Source organism: Variovorax gossypii (genome assembly GCF_003965815.1).
Lineage (GTDB): Bacteria > Pseudomonadota > Gammaproteobacteria > Burkholderiales > Burkholderiaceae_C > Variovorax > Variovorax gossypii.
Map to the genome: position 1 here is coordinate 220942 of NZ_RXOE01000001.1, position 18925 is coordinate 239866.

An 18925-nucleotide genomic window follows, 5' to 3' on the forward strand; every position below is an offset into this window, starting at 1 on the left:
ACATGGCACACGCGTTCGAGGCTGGCGAGGCGAGGGCGGTGTATCGCGCCATCCACGAGCGGCGCGACATGCGCCACTTCGTTGGCGGCAGCGTCGCGCCCGAGGTGCTTCGCCGGCTGCTCGACGCGGCGCACCATGCGCCCAGCGTGGGCTTCATGCAGCCGTGGCGATTCATCCGCATCCGTGGCGAGGCGCTTCGGCACCAGTTGCATCGCATCGTCGAACAGGAGCGCGTGCTGACCGCCCGCGCCCTCGGCGAACGCGAGGACGAGTTCATGCGCCTGAAAGTGCAGGGCCTGCTCGACGCCGCCGAGCTGCTGGCGGTGACGCTGGCCGACGGCCGCGAGAAGCACGTGTTCGGCCGCCGTACGCTGCCGCAGATGGATCTGGCCTCGGCCTCCTGCGCCATCCAGAACATCTGGCTGGCGGCGCGCGCCGAGGGGCTGGGCATGGGCTGGGTGTCGCTGTTCGACCCGGCCGAGGTGGCCGCGCTGCTGGGCCTGCCCGAAGGCGCGGAACCCATCGCCTTGCTGTGCCTGGGCCCCGTGGCCGACTTTTACGAAGAGCCGATGCTGCAGCGCGAACGCTGGGCGAAGCGCGAGCCGCTCGCGTCGCTGGTGTTCGACGAAGGCTGGGGCCGGCCTTCGGACCTCTTCGACCATCCGTCCACCGTGGAGCCCACCTGATGCTGGCCTTCGACTCCGTTCTTTTCGAGCTAGCGCGCCTGTTTCTCTGGCCGGTGACGCTGGGCGTGCTGCTGTCCTTCGTCTATGCCGTGTACTGCCTGGGCGCGTTCGGCGTCGAGTACATCCAGCGGCGCCGCGACCCGTCGCGCGCGCTGGTGCTGCAGCCGCATGCGCAGGCCAGCCAGGAGCAGATGGAGCTGGTCGTGCTCAAGCAGCTCGAGGGCGTGCGCCTGTGCAGCCGCGTGGCGCCGATGCTCGGGCTGATCGCCACGATGATCCCGATGGGCCCGGCGCTGGTTGCCGTGGCCTCGGGGGAATCGCAGGGTGTGGCGCAGAGCCTGGCACCGGCCTTCGCGAGCGTGATCGTGGCACTGGCCTCGGCCTCGATCACCTTCGTGGTCTACACCGTGCGCCGCCGCTGGCTGATGCGCGAGCTGGTGACGGTGCTCGACGCGCGGGACCGCCTCTCATGAGCAGCCGGCGCCAGTTCTCGATATTGAGCAGCCTGGACATCGACGACGACGACCCGGTGCTTTCCACCATCAACCTGATCGACGTGTTCATGGTGGTGATCGGCATGCTGATGATCGCGGTCATCAACAACCCGATGAATCCTTTCGCGCAGGACAAGGTGACGATCATCCGCAACGAGGGCCAGCCGAACATGGAGATCGTGACCCGCGAGGGCCGCAAGATCACGCGCTTCAAGGCCAGCGGCGCGACCGGGCAGGGCGACGGCGAGAAGGCCGGCACCGCCTGGCGGCTGAAGGACGGGACGATGGTCTACGTGCCGGCGGACGCGGTGCCGGCCGGTCCGGGCCCGGGCGGGAAGTGACGCGGGTCTTCCTTTTCTGGCTGCTGGCGGCGCTGGGGTTCGTCGCGCCGGCGCAGGCCCATCCCGCGGGCGGGCGGGTCGTGGTGCTGAGCACTTCGCTCGTATCGCCGGCAAGGGTGATGCGGCTGCAGGCGGCCGCGCGCGAAGCGGGCCTGCCCTTGCAGGTGGTGTCGGCATCGAGGGATTCGCCCGAGGCATTGGCGGGCGCGGTGGAGGGCGCGAGCCTGCTGGTCGTCGATGCGCCGCACATCAGCGTCGCGCAGGCGGCGGCCGCGCGCTTCGGTGACGCGATCTCGCGCGGTAGCGTGCCGTATGTGCTGGTCGGCGAGTTCGCGCTGGTCGCCAATGGGCAGGCTTCCACCGCCGCGCCGCTCGCGGCGGAGCGTGGCGTCGATGCCGCGTGGGCGCAGCGGCTGCGCGAATACTGGCGCTTTCCGGGCGCGGCCAACCTGGGCGCCGCGATGAAGGCGATGGCGCAGCCCGGCAAGGCCGACGGGTTGCCCGATCCCGTGCCGATGCCGCTGGCCGGCCTCTATCACCCGGCATGGCCGCGCATCGAGACCGGCGTCCCGGCCATCGAAGGACTGGCGGGCAGCGGCACCGTCGCCATCGCGATCAACAGCGCCACCGTGGCCGGCGAAGACACCGGCTGGCTCGACGCGCTGATCGCCTCGCTCGAACGGCGCGGCCTGCGCGCCTATGCCTTCTACGGCCCGCGCCAGCAGAAGGACCTGTTCTTTCGCATGACGCACGACGGCGAACGCCGAGTGGCCGATGTCATCGTCAATGCCTCGCTGGTCTTCAGCCCGAACGAGCGCAAGGCCGAGCTGGAGCGCATCGGCGTGCCGGTGCTGCAGACGCTGCCGTCGCTGGCGATGGACGCCGATCAATGGGCGCGCAGCAGGGACGGCCTCGCGCAGACCGACATCGCCTCCTACTACAGCCCGAGCGAGCTGGCCGGCATGACCGACCCGATGCTCGTGAGCGCCCGCGACGGGGCAAGCGGCACGCTGCAGCCGCTGCCCGCGCAGATCGACGCCGTCGCAGCCAAGGCCGCCGCGCTGCTGCGGCTCCAGCGCACGCCGCCGGCCGACCGGCGCGTGGCGATGCTGGTCTACAACTACCCGCCGGGCGAAGCCAACTTCGGCGCCTCCTTCCTCAACGTGCCGCGCAGCGTGAGCAACATGCTGGCGGCGATGAAGTCGGCCGGCTACGGCACCGAGCTGCCGGGCACCGACGCGCTGATCGCGCAGGTGCAGGCGACGATGAAGGCCTACTACCCGAACCCCACGGGCCAGGGCGACGAGCTGCAGCCGCTGCTCGACAGGGGCCTGGCCGACACGCTGCCGCTGCCGGCCTACCTCGCGTGGTTCCGCGCGCTGCCGCAGGAGACGCAGCGCCGCATCGAAAGCTACTGGGGCCCGCCCGAGAAGTCGACCATGCTGCGCCCCGTGGCGGGCGAGCCGGCCTTCGTGATTCCGCGCGTGCGCTTCGGCAACGTGGTCGTGCTGCGCCAGCCGCCGCGCTTCGAGCCCGGCACGCAGGTGGCCGGCAAGGCCGAGCAGGTCTATCACCGCTCGGCCGTTCCGCTGAGCCACGGCTACCTCGCCACCTATCTCTGGCTGCGTACGCGCTTCGGTGCCGGCGCCGTGGTGCACGTCGGCACGCACGGCACGGTCGAATGGTCGGCGGGCAAGGAGCGCGGGCTGTCGGTGCAGGACGACCCGCTGCTCGCGCTGGGCGACCTGCCCAACGTGTACCCGTTCATCATGGACAACCTCGGCGAGGCCACCACCGCCAAGCGGCGCGGGCGCGCGACCATGGTGAGCCATTCGACGCCGCTGTTCGCGCCCGCCGGCTTCCGCCCCGGCGTGCAGGAGATGCACGAGCGCATGCACGAGTGGGAGACGCTGTCGCCCGGCCCTGTGAAGACCGCGCTGGAAAGGCGGCTCGCAGCCGAGTTCGCGGAGCACCGCTACGACCGCGACCTGGGCTGGACGCCCGCGCGCATCCGCGCCGATTTCGCCGGCTTCATCGCGGTGCTGCATCCCTACCTCGACGAGCTCGCGCAGACCGCCCAGCCGCTGGGCCTCGCCACCTTCGGGCAGGCGCCCGATGCGCAGCGGCGGCGCATGACCATCCTGCAGATCCTCGGCAAGCCGCTGGTCGAAGCACTTGGCGAGGACATCGACGAGGCCTTCCTGATCGACGCGAGGAACATCGCCGGCTCGCGCCCCGCGCGCTGGGTGGAACAGGCGCTCACCGACGCGCAGGCCGCGGGCGCCATGGGCGCGACGCCCGCCGACCGGCAGAAGCTGCTGGAGCTGGCCCAGCGCGCCCGCAAGCTCGACGATGTGTTTGCGCACAACGAGGAAATCGAGGGCCTGCTGACCGCGCTCGACGGCCGCTACCTGAAGTCCAGCTACGGCGGCGACCCGGTGCGCAACCCCGACAGCCTGCCGACCGGGCGCAACCTCTACGGCTTCGACCCGAGCCGCGTGCCCACTCGCGCAGCCTGGGAGACGGGCGTGGCCGCCATGGATGCCTGGATCGCGGAGCATGCGAAGACCCATGCCGGCAAGGCGCCCAAGAAGATCGCCTTCACCCTCTGGGCCGGCGAGGCTTCACGCCACCAGGGCGTGCTGGAGAGTCAGGCCTTCTATGCCATGGGCGTGAAGCCGCGCTGGGACGAGGGCGGGCGCATGGCGGGCATCGAGATCATTCCCGCATTGCAGCTGAAGCGGCCGCGCATCGACGTGCTCGTCAGCGTCACCGGCTCCTACCGCGACCAGTTCCCGGCCGTGATGCGCTGGCTCGACGAGGCGGTGCAGCAGGTGGCGGCCCTGCGCGAACCCGGCAATGCCGTGGCCGGAAACAGCGAGGCGATGGCGCGCAGGCTGCGCGCGGAAGGCGCGACGGCGAGCGAGGCGCAGCGCTGGTCGACGGCCCGTGTGTTCTCGAACGAGCAGGGCAGCTACGGCGCCGGGCTGGAAGAAGCCGCGCTTGCGAGCGAGGTGTGGAAGAACCAGCAGCGCGGAGGCGGCGACGCGCAGATGGCGCAGCTCTACATGGACCGCATGGGCCATGCCTACGGCAAGGGCCTCGATGGCGCCGTGCGGCCCGGTGCCTATGCGGGCAACCTCGTGCAGGTCGATGCTGCGCTGATGGCACGCAGCTCCAACCTGTACGGCGTGCTGACCAACGACGACCCGTTCCAGTATCTCGGCGGCATCGCGCAGGCGGTGCGGCATCTCACCGGCAAGGACCCGGCGCTGTACGTGCAGAACCTGCGCGACGGCAGCGCGGTGCGCACCGACACCGCCGCAGGCGCCATCGCGCGCGAGATGCAGACGCGCTACCTGCATCCGCAGTGGATCGAGGCGCAGAAGGCCGAGGGCTACAGCGGCACGCTGCAGGTGCTGAAGACCGCGCAGTTCCTCTGGGGCTGGCAGGTCACGGCGCCGGCCGCCGTGCGGCAGGACCAGTGGCAGTCGCTGCACGACGTGTACGTGCGCGACCGGTACAGGCTGGGCACGCGCGAATGGCTGGAAGGCGACAACCGCGCGGCCTTCGCGCAGACGCTGGAGCGCATGCTCGACGCGGTGCGGCTGAACTACTGGAGCCCAGATGCCGCCACGCGGCGCGAGTTGGCGCGGGCGTACGCGGAGGCGGTTCGGGCGACGGGACTGCGCGAGCGCAATGCGGGCGTGCAGCGTTTCGCGCAGTCAGAGCTTTCGCCGCCGGCCTCGCCCGTCCCCAAGTCGCATCCGCCAGTCGCTCCAGTGGTTGTGGCGACGCCGGCGCCCGAGCCTGTTCCGAACGAGAGCCCGGCGCAGGACGGCCCCCAGCCCGTGAGCGGCCTGAAGCTCGAGCCGACACCCGCCGAGGCGCCATCGCCCCACGCCGAAAGCGTCGTCTTCCGGCTCTGGGTGGCGCTGGGTGCTGCGCTGCTCGTCGCGTTCGGCGCGCTGATGCAATGGCGCCGGGGCAGGGCCGTCGCCTGATTCGCGAGAATGGCGGCTCCCATGCCCTTGCCGAGTTCCGAATACGCCATCGCCTTTGCCGCCGCGCTGTGGATCGCGCTGGCCGTCGACCGCTGGCTGGGCGAGCCGCCCGCGCCGCTGCATCCGGTCGTGTGGATGGGGCGATATCTCGGGATGGGGGCCGGCATCGCTCCGCGCGCGCATCAGGCGAAGGCGGTCGACCTGCCGATGTTCTTCACCGGCGCGCTGCTGTGGTGCGTGGGGGCGGCGTGCGTCTGGGGCGTTGCCATGGCTCTGCAGACGCTGGCGATGCTCTACCTGCCCGCGTGGGTGATGGCGTTGCTGATCGGCCTGCTGCTCAAGCCTCTCTTCGCCTGGCGCATGCTGCGCGACGAGGTGCTCGCGGTCGAAGCCGCGCTGGGTGTTTCGCTCGATGCAGGCCGCCAGCAGCTGGCGCGCCTCGTGAGCCGCGACGTGAGCCGGCTCAGCGAGCGCGAAGTGCGCGAAAGCGCCATCGAGTCGCTCGCGGAAAACCTCAACGACTCGCTCGTGGCGCCCGTCTTCTGGTTCGTGCTGCTGGGCCTGCCGGGCGCGGCGCTCTACCGTTTCGCCAACACCGCGGATGCGATGTGGGGCTATCGCGGCGAGCGCAGCGGCCGCGACTGGACCTGGTTCGGCAAATGGGCCGCGCGTGCGGACGACGTGCTCTCGTGGATTCCGGCACGCATCACCGTGGCGCTGCTTGCGCTCGCGGCATGGCGCTGGCCTTCGGGGCTGTCTGAAGAAGCCCGCCGCACGCCGTCGCCCAACAGCGGCTGGCCGATGGCGACGGTGGCGCTGCTGCTCGGCGTGCGACTGGCGAAGCCGGGCGTGTATGCGCTGAACGCGGAAGGCCGTGCGCCTTCGGCCGACGATATGCAGCGCACCGCGCAACTGGGCGGTCGGGCCGCATTGGCGCTGGGCGTGTTCGCCTCGCTGGGTATCGTGGCCATCGTGGCGGTTACCGGCTGGAGGCTCGCATGAGCCCGGCGGTTCACGGCGGGCCCGATGCCGCCGGCACGGCGCCGCACGACTTTTCGACCAACGGCAACGCGGTGGGCTCGTGCCCGGCCGTCGTGTCGGCACTGCGCGCTGCCGACGCGGCGCATTACCCGGACCCGCACTACACGGCGCTGCGGGGCCGTCTCGCGGCCTTTCATGGCGTGGTGGTCGACCGCATCGTGATCGCGGCCAGCGCGAGCGAGTTCATTCACCGCATCAGCGCAGCCGTGGCACAGGGCGGCGGCAGCCGGGTCTGGCTGCCGCCGCACAGCTACGGCGACTACGAGCGCGCCGCGCAGGCCTGGGGCCTGCGGGTGCTGCGTGCGCCGCAGCCGCATGCCGATGCCGCGCTGCGCTGGTGCTGCGAGCCGTCGAGCCCGCTGGGGCAGCCGCAGGCCGACCTGCCGCTGCAGGCCGCGGGCACCGGCGGCGCCAGCGTGCTCGATCTCGCCTACGAACCGCTGCGCCTCGAGGGCCGGCCGTCGCTCGATGCCGTGCAGCGCAACCGCGTCTGGCAGTTGTGGACGCCGAACAAGGCGATGGGCCTGACCGGTATCCGTGCCGCCTACGCGATCGCATCCGAGGAGGCAGATGCTTCGTTCATGGCGCGAATCGAAAGGCTGGCCCCCTCATGGCCGCTGGGCACGCACGGCGTGGCGCTGCTCGAGACCTGGACCGGCGACGACGCGCAGCGCTGGCTCGCGCAAAGCCTCCAGACGCTGAGGGACTGGAAGGCCCTGCAACGCGCGATGTGCGAATCGCTCGGCTGGCAATGCCTCCCGGGCGATGCCAACTTCTTCTGCGCGCGCACCGACCGGCCGTATCCCGGCCTGGCCGCCGCGCTGCGCGCCTCGGGGATCAAGCTGCGCGACTGCGCCTCCTTCGGCCTGCCGGGCCATGTGCGCATGGGCGTGCTGCCGCCGGCGAGCCAGCAGGCGCTGAAAGAGGCCTGGACAAGCGCGGCCTGAACACATACACCCACATCCCCGACCGACCCGACCGCCCAGACCTCTCAGATCGACAGGAAAAATGCTCTACGCCATCACCACGCTCTTTCTCTGCCAGCTCGCCGGCGAACTGCTCGTGCAGTGGCTGGGCCTGCCCATTCCCGGCCCGCTGATCGGCATGGTGTTCCTGTTCATCGGCCTGATCGTGCGCGGCAGCGTTCCGCAGGTGCTGACCGACACCTCGGGCCATCTGCTGCGCAACCTGATGCTGCTGTTCATCCCGGCCGTGACCGGCGTGATGCTGCATTTCGAGCGGGTGGGGCGCGAGTGGTTGCCGTTTCTCGCGGCCGGCATCGTGGGCGCCGCCTTCACCATGACGGTCACCGCGCTCACCTTCCGCTGGATGATCCGCATCACCGGCAAGGACGCCCAATAAATGACCGCGCCCGCGAAGCTCTTCGAGATCTGGGTGTTCCTGGCCCAGTCGCCGCTGCTGTGGCTGTCGCTCACGTTGCTGGCTTACCTGGGCGCGCTGTGGCTGCACACGCGCAGCGGGCGCAATCCGGTGGTCAATCCGGTGCTGGTGTCGGTGATCGTCATCGTCACGGTGCTGCTGCTCACGCGCACGCCCTACGACACGTATTTCGAGGGCGCGAAGTTCGTCCACTTCCTGATCGGCCCCGCCACCGTGGCGCTGGCCGTGCCGCTGTACGGGCAGATCGACCGGCTGCGACGGCTGTGGCTGCCCATCGGCGTGGCGCTGCTCGTGGGCTCGGTCGCCGCCATCGTGTCGGCGGTCGGCATCGCCTGGGTGCTGGGCGGGTCGCACGACCTGATGATGTCGCTCGCGCCCAAGTCGGCCACCATGCCCATCGCGATGGGCGTGGCCGAGAAGATCGGCGGGCTGCCTTCACTGGCGGCGGTGGCAGCGGCCGTTGCCGGCATCTCGGGCGCGATCATGGCCACCGGCCTGCTGAACCTGCTGCGCATCAGGGAGCCGGCGGTGCGCGGCTTCGCGGTCGGCATGGCGGCGCATGGCATCGGCACGGCGCGTGCCATCCAGGTGAACGAGACGGCCGGCGCGTTCTCGGCGCTGGCCATGGGGCTGAACGGTATCGCGACGGCGCTGCTGGTGCCGCTCATCGTCAAGCTGATGGGGGCCTAGGCAGGATGGCGAAACCCGCGCCGGCATCGCGCCCGATGGAGCTGGTCTGGCCCGCGAAGGCCTACCTGCCCAGCTACGTCTCGGCGCTGAACCGGGGCTGGGCGCGCGACGAGACGCGGCCCGAGTCGGGCGCGGAGGAGCGCGCAGCCATCAAGGCCGACCCCGACCGCTTCCTGGCCAGCCTCGTGGACCGCAAGGCCAGGGGAGGGCGCATCCTCATGCCCGACGGCTCCAAGGTGCGGCGGCTGCCGGGCTACAAGTGCTGGATGTGGGACGGCGAGTTCTGCGGCAGCATCGACCTGCGCTGGCAGCCGGGCACCGACGCTCTTCCGCTCTACTGCCTGGGTCACATCGGCTACAACGTCGTGCCCTGGAAGCAGCGCAAGGGCTACGCGACGCGCGCGCTGGGCTCGATGCTGAAGCTGGCCGCGGGCGAGGGCCTGGGCCGCGTCGAGATCACGACCAGCCCGGGCAACCTCGCGTCGCAGAAGGTGATCGAGGCCAACGGCGGCGTGCTGATCGAGACCTTCATCACGCTGCCGAGCCAGGGCAGCCTGACCAAGTTGCGATATCGCATCGATCTTTGAACATCGGAAAAAGGAATCCCATGGCCCAGTACACAGCGGAAATCCTCTGGCTGCGTGGCGAGCAGGACTTTCTCGCGAACACCTACAGCAGGCGGCATTCGCTGCGTTTCGACGGAGGCGCGGAAGTGGCGGGCTCGTCGTCGCCGCATGTCGTGCCGCTGCCGATGTCGGATGCCTCGGCGGTCGACCCCGAGGAAATGTTCGTCGCCTCGCTCTCCAACTGCCACATGCTGTGGTTCCTCACGATGGCGGTGAAGCGCAAGTTCGTCGTCGACCGGTATTTCGACGCGGCCACCGGCACGATGGAGAAGAACGCCGAGGGCAAGATGGCGATGACCGTCGTCACGCTGCGCCCGGAGGTGACTTTCTCGGGACAGAACCAGCCCACGCGCGAGCAGATCGAGCAGATGCATCACCGGGCGCACGAGGAGTGCTTCATCGCCAATTCGGTGAAGACCGAGGTGCGCTGCGAGCCGGTGTTCTGACCGGCTGTACTGGCGTCAGCCGACCAGCGAGCGGCTCTTCATTTCGAGCCGCGTGACCAGGCGCTGCAGGGCGGTTTCGGCACCGGGCGGCAGCGCCAGGAAGCGAAAGCCCAGCTGGTAGCGCAGCGTGCCGTTGGGCTGCACGGCGGGGCGCAACGAGACGAGTTCCATGTCGAGCGTGAGCCGGCCGAGCGTGCCGAGCGACAGTTCGCAGTCCCTGAGGTAGGTGCCCAGCTGCAGGCCGGCGGCGCGTGCGTCCCGGGTGCGAAGGCCGACGCCGCCGAGCGACAGGTCCTGCACTTCGAACGAGAAGGCATCGCCCTTGGGCAGGCTGCCCGAGCAGGTGTACGACTCGACGATCGGCGCATCGACGCGGAAGTACTCGCGGCGCTGCATGTAGACGAGCACCTCGGGAAAGTCGGCCTCGAAGGCGGGCAGGCCCTCGTACCGGGTCTCGCGCGGCGAGGCGATGGAGAACTCGACGCGCACGCCGTCCTGCTGGGCCTCGAAGTGGCAGCGCGCCGCCGCAAGCAGGGCCCGGTTCTGCTCGGGCGACGCCCCCCAGTCGAAGGTGAACGCGCGGGCCCGCATGTCCACGTCGAGGAGCTGCGTCACCAGATGGCCGCCCGCGTACTGGACGGTGAGGTTGTCGCGGCGACTGGCGAGGTTGCGCAGGTGAACGCCGATCTCCACCGGCGTGCGGCGGCCGAATTCCTCGCTTGTGCGTTCGCCTGCTGGCGCGTGCGGCTGATCGGGCGCTTCGGCCTGGCCGTTCGACTGGTCTGTATCCATGAGCTTGCCGGTTCGTATGTTCTAGCGGGCGCGCCAGGGCTCCTCCCGGGCCTCTGAACGGCCTTCACCGAGGCCGCGGTACGCGCGTTCAACCGGAAAACGCAGCGGCTTTCAGGTATCGCGCCGAACTGATTAACGGCATCGGGCGGCCAGAATTTAGGGCGCCGGCGTGAATTGTTTGTTGCAGTGCCGCGCGATCAGCGCCGCTGGAGCCTCGGGTTCTTCGCGAAGAGCTCGGCGGCCCAGTCCACGAAGGCGCGCACCTTGGCGCTCAGGTGCCGGTTGGGCGGATACACCACGTGGATCGGCAGCGGGTCGCGCTGCCAGTCGGGCAGCAGCTGGATCAGCTCGCCGCTCTCGATCAGCGGCTCGGCCATGAAGGTGATGCACTGCGAGATGCCGAAACCGCCCAGCACCGCCGTGATGTGGGCGTTGCTCTCGTTCACCGCCACGCGGTAGGGGCCGTTCAGCTCGATATGCTCGTCGCCCTTCCTGAACTCGTGCGGGTACACGCGGCGGGTGGTGCCAGAGAAGTAGCTCACCACGTGGTGGCGTTTCTCGATGTCGTTCGGGTGCTGTGGCATGCCGTAGCGCTTGACATAGGCCGGTGACGCCACGGTGACGAAGTCGAGCGTGCCGATGCGCCGCGCGACCAGCGACTGGTCGTTGAGCTCGCCCGCGCGGATCACGCAGTCGACGTTGTCGCTGATCAGGTCGATGGTGCGGTCGCTCACGCCAAGGTCGACCTGGATGTCGGGGTAGCGGTCGCAGAAGCTGGCCAGCGCGGGCAGGATGATCAGCCTCGCCACCGAGGTGCCGACGTCGATGCGCAGCCGCCCCGTGGGGTTGGCCTGCGCATTCGTCATGCTGGCTTCCATGTCGTCGAAGTCGTTGAGCAGGCGCGCGGCCCGCTCGAAGTAGGCGGCGCCGTCGGGCGTGACCGTGACGCGGCGCGTGGTGCGGTTGAGCAGCTTCACGCGCAGGCGCGACTCGAGCGCCTGGATCTGCTTGGTGACTGTGCCCTTGGGCAGGGCAAGCGAGTCCGCCGCCCGGGTGAAAGTGCCGGCTTCCACGACGCGGACGAAGATCCGCATGGCCTGGATCTGATCCATTGAATGCCTGTTCTTGGTACCCGGCCCACACCGGGGGACGCGGATTCTCACACAAGCCGTCCAACCTTTGCGGAGCGCCCTGATTGTTGTCGGTTTGGAAACAGAGTGGGGGCATGTTTCCTGTTTAACGCCGCATCGGGCGACTTATATTTCAACCATCGCCCAAATCCCCGAGGTCGCCCATGTCACCCGTTCCATCGTCCCGTTCCGCCGAAGCCGCCGCCCGTGCTGCGGCGCAAGGCGTGGAAGCCGATCTGTCGATCGAGCTGCCAGGCCGCGAACCGGTCGGTGCCCGTGTGTACGGCCAGCGCGCCAAGGGTGACGTGGCTCCGCTGGTGCTGCATTTCCACGGCGGCACCTTCGTCTGCGGCGGCCTGGACAACGGCCGCAACGTGGCTCGGCTGCTGGCCGGGGCGGGTGCGGTGGTGGTGTCGCTGGCTTACCCGCTGGCACCGCAGTCGCCGTTCCCGGAACCCATCGAGGTGGGCTATGCCGCCCTCGAATGGCTCTACAAGCAGCGCACCAAGCTCGGCGGCAAGGGCGCGCAGGTGTACCTGGCCGGCGAGGAAGCCGGCGGCAACCTGGCGGCCGCGGTGGCGTTGATCGCCCGCGACCGGGCTCATCCGCCGCTCGCAGGCCAGATCCTGCTGTCGCCCATGCTCGACCCCTGTGCTGGCACTGCCTCGCTGCGCAATGCCACCAACGACGCGGCCGAGTGCCGCTGGGCCAGCGGCTGGGAGAAGTACCTGAGCTGCCCCTCGAACGCCATGCACCCCTACGCGGTGCCGAGCGGTTCGCTGCGGCTGTCGTCGCTGGCCCCCGCACTGGTGCTGGTGGGCGCGGACGACGCCATGCGCGACGAGGCGCTGACCTTCGCGGGCCGCCTGCGCGCGGCCGGCATCGAGGTCACGAGCAGCGTGCTGCCCAGCGCCTCCAACTGGCCGAAGGCGCTGTACGACACCGAGAACACGGGCTGCGTGGCCTGCGAAGCCTCGGTGCAGCAGCACTTCCGCGAGTTCTTCAGCGCGACCACGCCGCCGCCCGCGACGGCGAACCACCCCAGCTAGTTTCCCGCCGGTCACCGGCTGCCTGATCGACACGCTGCCAGCGCGGCCGCGTGCCGGGGCCCCTTTTTCCCTGAAATCCGCCTCCTGGTGCCAAAAGCGCCGGGGTGGCCTGTTGCATCCCAAAGTCATCGAGAAGGACTAACCATCATGTCGAACAACGAGAAAAAGCTGTCTTCCGCCGCCCGCAAGGGCCTCTGGCCCGCTGTGACCGGCCTCACCGCATTGCTGGCAGTGGCTGCCGCGGTGGTGGGCATGTACAGCTTCAAGGCCGAGGCCAACAACGCACCGGCGGCGCCGCAGGCCACGCCGGTGTCGGTCGCCACGGTGGCCTCGAGCGAGATCAACGCCTGGGACGAGTTCTCGGGCCGCCTCGAAGCCGTCCAGCGCGTCGATGTGCGCTCCCGCGTCGCGGGCGCCGTGCAGTCGGTGCATTTCCGCGAAGGCGCGCTGGTGAAGCAGGGCGACCTGCTGGTCACCATCGACCCCGCGCCGTACGCGGCCGAGGTCGAGCGCGCCGAGGCGCAGGTGGCTTCCGCGCAGGCCCGCCAGTCCTTCAGCCGCAGCGAGCAGGAGCGCGCCAAGCGCCTGTGGGACGACAAGGCCATCGCCCAGCGCGAGTACGACGAGCGCGTGAACGCCGGCCGTGAAGCCGAAGCCAACCTGCGCGCGGCCCAAGCCTCGCTGCAGTCGGCGCGCCTGAACCTGGGCTACACGCAGGTTCGCGCCCCGGTGTCCGGCCGCATCGGCCGCATCGAAGTGACGGTGGGCAACCTGGTGGCGGCCGGTCCCGGCGCTCCGGTGCTGACCACGCTGGTGTCGGTGAGCCCGATCTACGCTAGCTTCGACGCCGACGAGCAGGTCATCACCCGCGCGCTGAAGGAACTGCCCAGCGGCTCCAGCGCCCGCGGCCAGATCGAGAGCATTCCCGTGCAGATGGGCACCGCCGGCATCGACGGCACGCCCTTCACCGGCAAGCTGCAGCTGATCGACAACCAGGTCGACGCCCGCAGCGGCACGGTGCGCGTGCGTGCCTCGTTCGACAACAAGGACGGCGCCCTCATCCCCGGCCAGTTCGCCCGCATCCGCATGGGCCAGGCCCGCAACGACACCGCGCTGCTGGTGAGCGAACGCGCCATCGGCACCGATCAGAACAAGAAGTTCGTGATGGTCGTGGGCGAGGACAGCAAGGCCGCCTACCGCGAAGTGACGCTGGGCGCCTCGATCAACGGCCTGCGTGTCGTGAGCAAGGGCCTGAAGGCGGGCGACCGCGTGATCGTCAACGGCCTGCAGCACGTCCGCCCGGGTGCGCTGGTCGCGCCGCAGCAAGTGACGATGGACGCCAAGGCGGACCCCAAGCAACAACAACCGGAACGCGTCGCGGAAGCGGCCAAGTCCTGATTTCGGAGGAGGGCGTATCCGCGCCCGCCGGAGAACCAACATGAATCTCTCAAAATTCTTCATCGACCGGCCGATCTTTGCCGGCGTGCTGTCGCTATTGATGCTGATAGCCGGCCTGATCGCGCTGCGCGGGCTGCCGATCTCGGAGTACCCGGAGGTCGCGCCTCCCTCGGTGGTGGTGCGGGCCCAGTACCCCGGCGCCAACCCGAAGGTGATCGCCGAAACCGTCGCCACTCCGCTCGAGGAGCAGATCAACGGCGTCGAAGGCATGCTCTACATGGGCAGCCAGGCGACCACCGACGGCGTGCTGACGCTCACCGTCACCTTCCGCCTGGGCACCGATCCCGACAAGGCGCAGCAGCTCGTGCAGAACCGCGTCTCGCAAGCCGAGCCGCGCCTGCCCGAGGAAGTGCGCCGGCTCGGCATCACGACCGTCAAGAGCGCGCCCGACCTGACGATGGTGGTCCACCTCGTCTCGCCGAACAACCGCTACGACATCAACTACCTGCGCAACTACGCGGTGCTGAACGTGAAGGACCCGCTGGCGCGCATCGAAGGCGTGGGCCAGGTCCAGATCTTCGGCGGCGGCGACTACTCCATGCGCGTGTGGCTCGACCCGCAGAAGGTCGCGCAGCGCGGCCTGTCGGCTTCCGACGTGGTGGCCGCCATCCGTGGCCAGAACGTGCAGGCCGCGGCCGGCGTGGTCGGCGCTTCGCCGGGCCTGTCGGGCGTGGACATGCAGCTCTCCATCAATGCGCAAGGGCGCCTGCAGAGCGAGGAAGAGTTCGGCGACATCATCGTCAAGAGCGGCACCGACGGCGCCGTCACGCGTCTTCGCGACATCGGCCGCCTCGAGATGGGCGCCGCCGACTACTCGCTGCGTTCGCTGCTGAACAACGACCCGGCCGTCGGCATGGGCGTGTTCCAGGCGCCGGGCTCCAACGCGCTCGACATCTCGGCCAACGTTCGCAAGACGATGGCTGAGCTCAACAAGAACATGCCAGAGGGCCTGGAATACCGCATCGCCTACGACCCGACGCAGTTCGTGCGCGCGTCCATCGAATCGGTGATCCACACGCTGCTCGAAGCCATCATGCTGGTGGTGCTGGTCGTGATCCTGTTCCTGCAGACCTGGCGCGCTTCCATCATCCCGCTGCTGGCCGTGCCGGTGTCGGTGATCGGTACCTTCGCGGTGCTGCACATCCTCGGTTTCTCGATCAACGCGCTGAGCCTGTTCGGGCTGGTGCTGGCGATCGGTATCGTGGTGGACGACGCCATCGTGGTGGTGGAGAACGTCGAGCGCAACATCGAGGCGGGGCTCACGCCGCGTGAAGCGACGTACCGCGCAATGCGTGAAGTGTCGGGTCCGATCATCGCCATCGCGCTGGTGCTGGTGGCCGTGTTCGTGCCGCTGGCCTTCATCAGCGGCCTCACGGGCCAGTTCTACCGCCAGTTCGCGGTGACCATCGCGATCTCGACGGTGATCTCGGCCATCAACTCGCTGACGCTGTCGCCCGCGCTCGCCGCCTTGCTGCTGCGCGGCCACGATGCTCCCAAGGACGCGCTGACGCGCGGCATGGACCGCGTCTTCGGCTGGCTGTTCCGCGGCTTCAACCGCTTCTTCCATCGCGGCTCCGAGGCCTACAGCGGCGGCGTCAAGCGCGTGATCTCGCGCAAGACCCTGATGCTGGCCATCTACCTCGCGCTGATCGGCGTGACCTTCGGCCTCTTCAAGGCGGTGCCCAGCGGCTTCGTGCCGGCGCAGGACAAGCAGTACCTGATCGGCTTCGCCCAGCTGCCCGACGGCGCCACGCTCGACCGTACCGACGAAGTGATCCAGCGCATGGGCGAGATCATGAAGAAGAACCCGAACGTGGAAGACGCCATCGCCTTCCCGGGCCTGTCGATCAACGGCTTCACCAACAGCTCGAACTCGGGCATCGTGTTCGCCACGCTCAAGCCCTTCGACCAGCGCAAGCGCCCCGACCAGAGCGGCGGCGCGGTGGCCGGACAGCTCAACGGTGCCTTCGCCGGCATCCAGGACGCCTTCATCGTGATGTTCCCGCCGCCGCCGGTGGCGGGCCTGGGCACCACGGGCGGCTTCAAGCTGCAGCTGGAAGACCGCGGCTCGGTGGGCTACGACCAGATGGACGCGGCGGTGAAGGCCTTCATGGCCAAGGCACAGCAGGCGCCCGAACTGGCAGGCATGTTCACGAGCTGGCAGGTCAACGTGCCGCAGCTGTATGCCGACATCGACCGCACCAAGGCCCGCCAGCTCGGCGTGCCGGTGACGGACATCTTCGACACCATGCAGATCTACCTCGGCAGCCTCTATGCGAACGACTTCAACAAGTTCGGCCGCACGTACTCCGTGCGCGTCCAGGCCGATGCGCCTTACCGCGCCCGTGCCGAGGACGTGGGCCTGCTGAAGGTGCGCTCGACCTCGGGCGAGATGGTGCCGCTGGCCGCGCTGATGAAGGTGAATTCGACCTTCGGTCCGGAACGCGCCATGCGCTACAACGGCTACCTCGCCGCCGACATCAACGGCGGCCCGGCGCCGGGCTACTCGTCGGGACAGGCGCAGGACGCGATCGTGAAGATTGCTGCCGAGACGCTGCCCAAGGGCGTGAGCTTCGAGTGGACCGAGCTGACCTACCAGGAGATCCTGGCCGGCAACTCCGCCTTCCTGGTGTTCCCGCTGGCCATTCTTCTGGTGTTCCTGGTGCTGGCCGCGCAGTACGAGAGCCTGACGCTGCCGATCGCGATCATCCTGATCGTGCCCATGGGCATCCTGGCCGCGATGACCGGCGTGTGGATCTCCGGAGGCGACAACAACGTCTTCACGCAGATCGGGCTGATAGTGCTTGTGGGGCTGAGTGCGAAGAACGCGATTCTTATCGTGGAGTTCGCACGGGAGCTCGAATTCGCCGGACGCTCGCCCATTCAGGCCGCCATCGAAGCCAGCCGCCTGCGCCTGCGCCCGATTCTGATGACCTCGCTGGCCTTCGTGATGGGCGTGCTGCCCCTCGTGCTGTCCACCGGCGCAGGCTCTGAAATGCGCAAGGCCATGGGCGTGGCGGTGTTCGCCGGGATGATCGGCGTGACGGCCTTCGGCCTGTTCCTGACGCCGGTGTTCTACGTGCTGCTGCGCCGCCTCGCGGGCAACCGGCCGCTCAAGCTGCATGGCGAAGTGCCGCACGGCGATGACTTCGTGTCGGCCGAGCATCCCGTGGCGCCTGCATCGCACGGCGGCTCGGGCGGTGGCGGCCTGCATCCGGTGCCTGCGTCGCCGCGTCCCTCGCACGGTTCGCATGACTGATCGGGAAGAAGAAAGAAAGCTGATCATGAAATTCTCAGTACAACCCTTGGTGAAGCCCCTCCGTACCGCCTTGCTGCCGCTGATGGCCGCCCTGGTGCTCGCCGGCTGTGCCACCGTGCCCTCGGGCCTGCCCGAGATCACGACCACGGCCCAGTTCAAGGAGCAGGGGCCCACGCCGCCCGCCGGCTTCACGCGTGCCGTGCCCGCCGAGGCGCAATCGCGCGGCGCCTGGTGGCTGGCGTTCAACGATCCGGTGCTGAACGCGCTGGTCGAGAAGGCCGACGTCAACAACGGCAACATCCAGGCCGCGGCGGCGCGGCTGGCCGAGGCCCGCGCGCTGGCGCGCAGCGCCAACGCCGACCGCCTGCCGCAGATCGGCCTCGGCGCCGGTGCCAACCGCGGCGCCGGCCTGGACAAGGCCACGGCCAGCACCCGCCCGGCCACGATGACCAACATCGGCGCCACCTTCTCGTACGAGGTCGACCTGTTCGGCCGCCTCTCGGGCGCAAGCAACGCGGCGAACCTCGACGCCGCCGGCCGCGAGGCGCTGCTGCAGAGCACCCGGCTCGCGGTGCAGGCCGAGACGGCGCAGACCTACCTGCAGCTGCGCGCACTCGACGCCGAGCGCGTGCTGGTGCGCGAGCAGGTCGAGGCCTACCGCGACACGCTGCGCCTGTCGCAGCGCCGCGAGCAGGCCGGCGACATCGCCGAGCTCGACGTGGCGCGCGTGCAGACCGAGGTGTCGTCCACCGAATCGGATGCGCTCGCGCTCGACCGCCAGCGCGCCCAGGTCGAGCATGCGCTCGCGGTGCTGGTGGGCGATTCGGCCTCCAGCTTCGGCCTGCGCACCGACGACTGGACGACGGCGCTGCCGTCGATTCCGGCGGGCGTGCCGGGCACGGTGCTCACGCGCCGCCCCGACGTGTCGGCCGCGCAGAGCGCCGTGCTGGCCGCGCAGGCCCGCGTGGGCGTGGCGCAGGCTGCGTGGTTCCCGAACATCTCGCTGACCGGCGCCGCCGGTTATGCCTCGCCCGAGATCGGCGACCTCTTCAAGTGGTCGGCCCGCTCGTGGGGCGTGGGTGCGCTGCTGTCGCTGCCGATCTTCGACGGCGGCCGTCGCGAGGCCGGCGTGCAGGGCGCCAACGCCCAGCTCGACGGCGCGCTCGCGAGCTATCGCACGCAGGTGCTGGTGGCCTTCCAGGAGGTCGAAGACCAGCTGGCCGCCATCCGCACGCTGCAGGAGCAGTCGGTGGTGCAGGCGCAGGCCGTCACATCGGCGGCGCGCGCGACCAGCCTGTCGGACACGCGCTACCGCAACGGCTACATCAGCCAGCTCGACCTGCTCGACGCACGCCGCAGCGAACTGCGCAACCGTCGCCAGGCGCTGCAGGTGAAGTCGGCGCAATACCAGGCTGCGGTGGGCCTGATCCGCGCCATCGGCGGGGGCTGGGACGTGCCGGCGCCGGTAGCGGCCGGTGCCGCTCGGACCACGGTGGCAGCTCGCTGAA

At 69.6% G+C, this 18925-nt stretch carries 16 protein-coding genes; 14 read left to right on the plus strand and 2 right to left on the minus strand.

Annotated features, from left to right (window positions below):
* Positions 1-2 precede the first annotated feature (2 nt).
* From bluB to EJP69_RS01060, 10 genes are all read left to right on the plus strand, one after another.
* A complete protein-coding gene (gene bluB, locus EJP69_RS01015; RefSeq protein ID WP_126468448.1) occupies positions 3-686 on the plus strand; it encodes a 5,6-dimethylbenzimidazole synthase in 684 nt (227 codons plus the stop codon).
* Positions 686-1159: a MotA/TolQ/ExbB proton channel family protein gene (locus EJP69_RS01020; protein ID WP_093306325.1), complete on the plus strand. Its 474-nt coding sequence runs from the start codon at positions 686-688 to the stop codon at positions 1157-1159. Before bluB ends, EJP69_RS01020 begins: the two co-directional genes overlap by 1 nt.
* Positions 1156-1521: a DUF2149 domain-containing protein gene (locus EJP69_RS01025; RefSeq protein ID WP_126468449.1), complete on the plus strand. Its 366-nt coding sequence runs from the start codon at positions 1156-1158 to the stop codon at positions 1519-1521. Before EJP69_RS01020 ends, EJP69_RS01025 begins: the two co-directional genes overlap by 4 nt.
* Complete coding sequence (gene cobN / locus EJP69_RS01030) at positions 1518-5525, plus strand: cobaltochelatase subunit CobN (protein WP_126468450.1); 4008 nt, start codon at positions 1518-1520, stop codon at positions 5523-5525. Before EJP69_RS01025 ends, cobN begins: the two co-directional genes overlap by 4 nt.
* Positions 5526-5546: 21 nt before the next feature.
* Positions 5547-6527, plus strand: coding sequence for an adenosylcobinamide-phosphate synthase CbiB (gene cbiB, locus EJP69_RS01035; protein ID WP_170217022.1), 981 nt, complete (start codon positions 5547-5549; stop codon positions 6525-6527).
* Entirely contained in the window at positions 6524-7513 is a 990-nt protein-coding gene (locus EJP69_RS01040; protein ID WP_126468452.1) for an aminotransferase class I/II-fold pyridoxal phosphate-dependent enzyme, read from the plus strand. The genes cbiB and EJP69_RS01040 overlap by 4 nt, the downstream gene beginning before the upstream one ends.
* A 61-nt stretch (positions 7514-7574) precedes the next feature.
* Positions 7575-7928 (plus strand): CidA/LrgA family protein, encoded by a 354-nt coding sequence (locus EJP69_RS01045; protein ID WP_093202453.1) that lies wholly within the window; start codon positions 7575-7577, stop codon positions 7926-7928.
* A complete protein-coding gene (locus EJP69_RS01050) occupies positions 7929-8657 on the plus strand; it encodes an LrgB family protein (RefSeq protein WP_093202451.1) in 729 nt (242 codons plus the stop codon).
* 5 nt (positions 8658-8662) lie between these two features.
* Positions 8663-9244 (plus strand): GNAT family N-acetyltransferase, encoded by a 582-nt coding sequence (locus EJP69_RS01055; protein ID WP_240651997.1) that lies wholly within the window; start codon positions 8663-8665, stop codon positions 9242-9244.
* A gap of 20 nt (positions 9245-9264) precedes the next feature.
* Positions 9265-9729, plus strand: coding sequence for an OsmC family protein (locus tag EJP69_RS01060; RefSeq protein ID WP_093202446.1), 465 nt, complete (start codon positions 9265-9267; stop codon positions 9727-9729).
* Positions 9730-9744: 15 nt separating this feature from the next.
* Here the strand turns inward: EJP69_RS01060 and EJP69_RS01065 are convergent, their stop codons facing one another.
* Both EJP69_RS01065 and EJP69_RS01070 read right to left on the minus strand, forming a co-directional pair.
* Positions 9745-10521 carry a flagellar brake protein gene (locus EJP69_RS01065; protein ID WP_126468453.1) on the minus strand — a complete coding sequence of 259 codons (777 nt, stop codon included), beginning with the start codon at positions 10519-10521 and terminating at the stop codon, positions 9745-9747.
* Positions 10522-10718: 197 nt separating this feature from the next.
* Positions 10719-11633, minus strand: coding sequence for a LysR family transcriptional regulator (locus EJP69_RS01070; RefSeq protein ID WP_093202440.1), 915 nt, complete (start codon positions 11631-11633; stop codon positions 10719-10721).
* 182 nt (positions 11634-11815) lie between these two features.
* On the opposite strand from EJP69_RS01070, the gene EJP69_RS01075 reads away from it, so the two are divergent.
* The 4 genes from EJP69_RS01075 (at position 11816) to EJP69_RS01090 (ending at position 18924) form a co-directional block, all read left to right on the plus strand.
* The gene (locus EJP69_RS01075; protein WP_093202438.1) at positions 11816-12700 is read left to right on the plus strand and encodes an alpha/beta hydrolase; all 885 of its coding nucleotides are present in this window, start codon (positions 11816-11818) and stop codon (positions 12698-12700) included.
* 147 nt (positions 12701-12847) lie between these two features.
* Positions 12848-14098, plus strand: a complete 1251-nt coding sequence (locus tag EJP69_RS01080) for an efflux RND transporter periplasmic adaptor subunit (RefSeq protein ID WP_093202435.1) — start codon at positions 12848-12850, stop codon at positions 14096-14098.
* Positions 14099-14138: 40 nt separating this feature from the next.
* Positions 14139-17417: an efflux RND transporter permease subunit gene (locus EJP69_RS01085; RefSeq protein ID WP_093202433.1), complete on the plus strand. Its 3279-nt coding sequence runs from the start codon at positions 14139-14141 to the stop codon at positions 17415-17417.
* 25 nt (positions 17418-17442) lie between these two features.
* Complete coding sequence (locus EJP69_RS01090; RefSeq protein ID WP_093306343.1) at positions 17443-18924, plus strand: efflux transporter outer membrane subunit; 1482 nt, start codon at positions 17443-17445, stop codon at positions 18922-18924.
* The last annotated feature ends 1 nt before the right edge of the window (position 18925 follow it).

Coding starts and splice junctions, on each gene's coding strand:
- EJP69_RS01055 (WP_240651997.1), top strand. CDS start 8,663: ATGGCGAAACCCGCGCCGGCATCGCGCCCGATGGAGCTGGTCTGGCCC.
- EJP69_RS01020 (WP_093306325.1), top strand. CDS start 686: ATGCTGGCCTTCGACTCCGTTCTTTTCGAGCTAGCGCGCCTGTTTCTC.
- EJP69_RS01065 (WP_126468453.1), bottom strand. CDS start 10,521: ATGGATACAGACCAGTCGAACGGCCAGGCCGAAGCGCCCGATCAGCCG.
- EJP69_RS01050 (WP_093202451.1), top strand. CDS start 7,929: ATGACCGCGCCCGCGAAGCTCTTCGAGATCTGGGTGTTCCTGGCCCAG.
- EJP69_RS01025 (WP_126468449.1), top strand. CDS start 1,156: ATGAGCAGCCGGCGCCAGTTCTCGATATTGAGCAGCCTGGACATCGAC.
- EJP69_RS01080 (WP_093202435.1), top strand. CDS start 12,848: ATGTCGAACAACGAGAAAAAGCTGTCTTCCGCCGCCCGCAAGGGCCTC.
- EJP69_RS01060 (WP_093202446.1), top strand. CDS start 9,265: ATGGCCCAGTACACAGCGGAAATCCTCTGGCTGCGTGGCGAGCAGGAC.
- EJP69_RS01090 (WP_093306343.1), top strand. CDS start 17,443: ATGAAATTCTCAGTACAACCCTTGGTGAAGCCCCTCCGTACCGCCTTG.
- bluB (WP_126468448.1), top strand. CDS start 3: ATGGCACACGCGTTCGAGGCTGGCGAGGCGAGGGCGGTGTATCGCGCC.
- cbiB (WP_170217022.1), top strand. CDS start 5,547: ATGCCCTTGCCGAGTTCCGAATACGCCATCGCCTTTGCCGCCGCGCTG.
- EJP69_RS01070 (WP_093202440.1), bottom strand. CDS start 11,633: ATGGATCAGATCCAGGCCATGCGGATCTTCGTCCGCGTCGTGGAAGCC.
- EJP69_RS01040 (WP_126468452.1), top strand. CDS start 6,524: ATGAGCCCGGCGGTTCACGGCGGGCCCGATGCCGCCGGCACGGCGCCG.
- EJP69_RS01085 (WP_093202433.1), top strand. CDS start 14,139: ATGAATCTCTCAAAATTCTTCATCGACCGGCCGATCTTTGCCGGCGTG.
- EJP69_RS01045 (WP_093202453.1), top strand. CDS start 7,575: ATGCTCTACGCCATCACCACGCTCTTTCTCTGCCAGCTCGCCGGCGAA.
- EJP69_RS01075 (WP_093202438.1), top strand. CDS start 11,816: ATGTCACCCGTTCCATCGTCCCGTTCCGCCGAAGCCGCCGCCCGTGCT.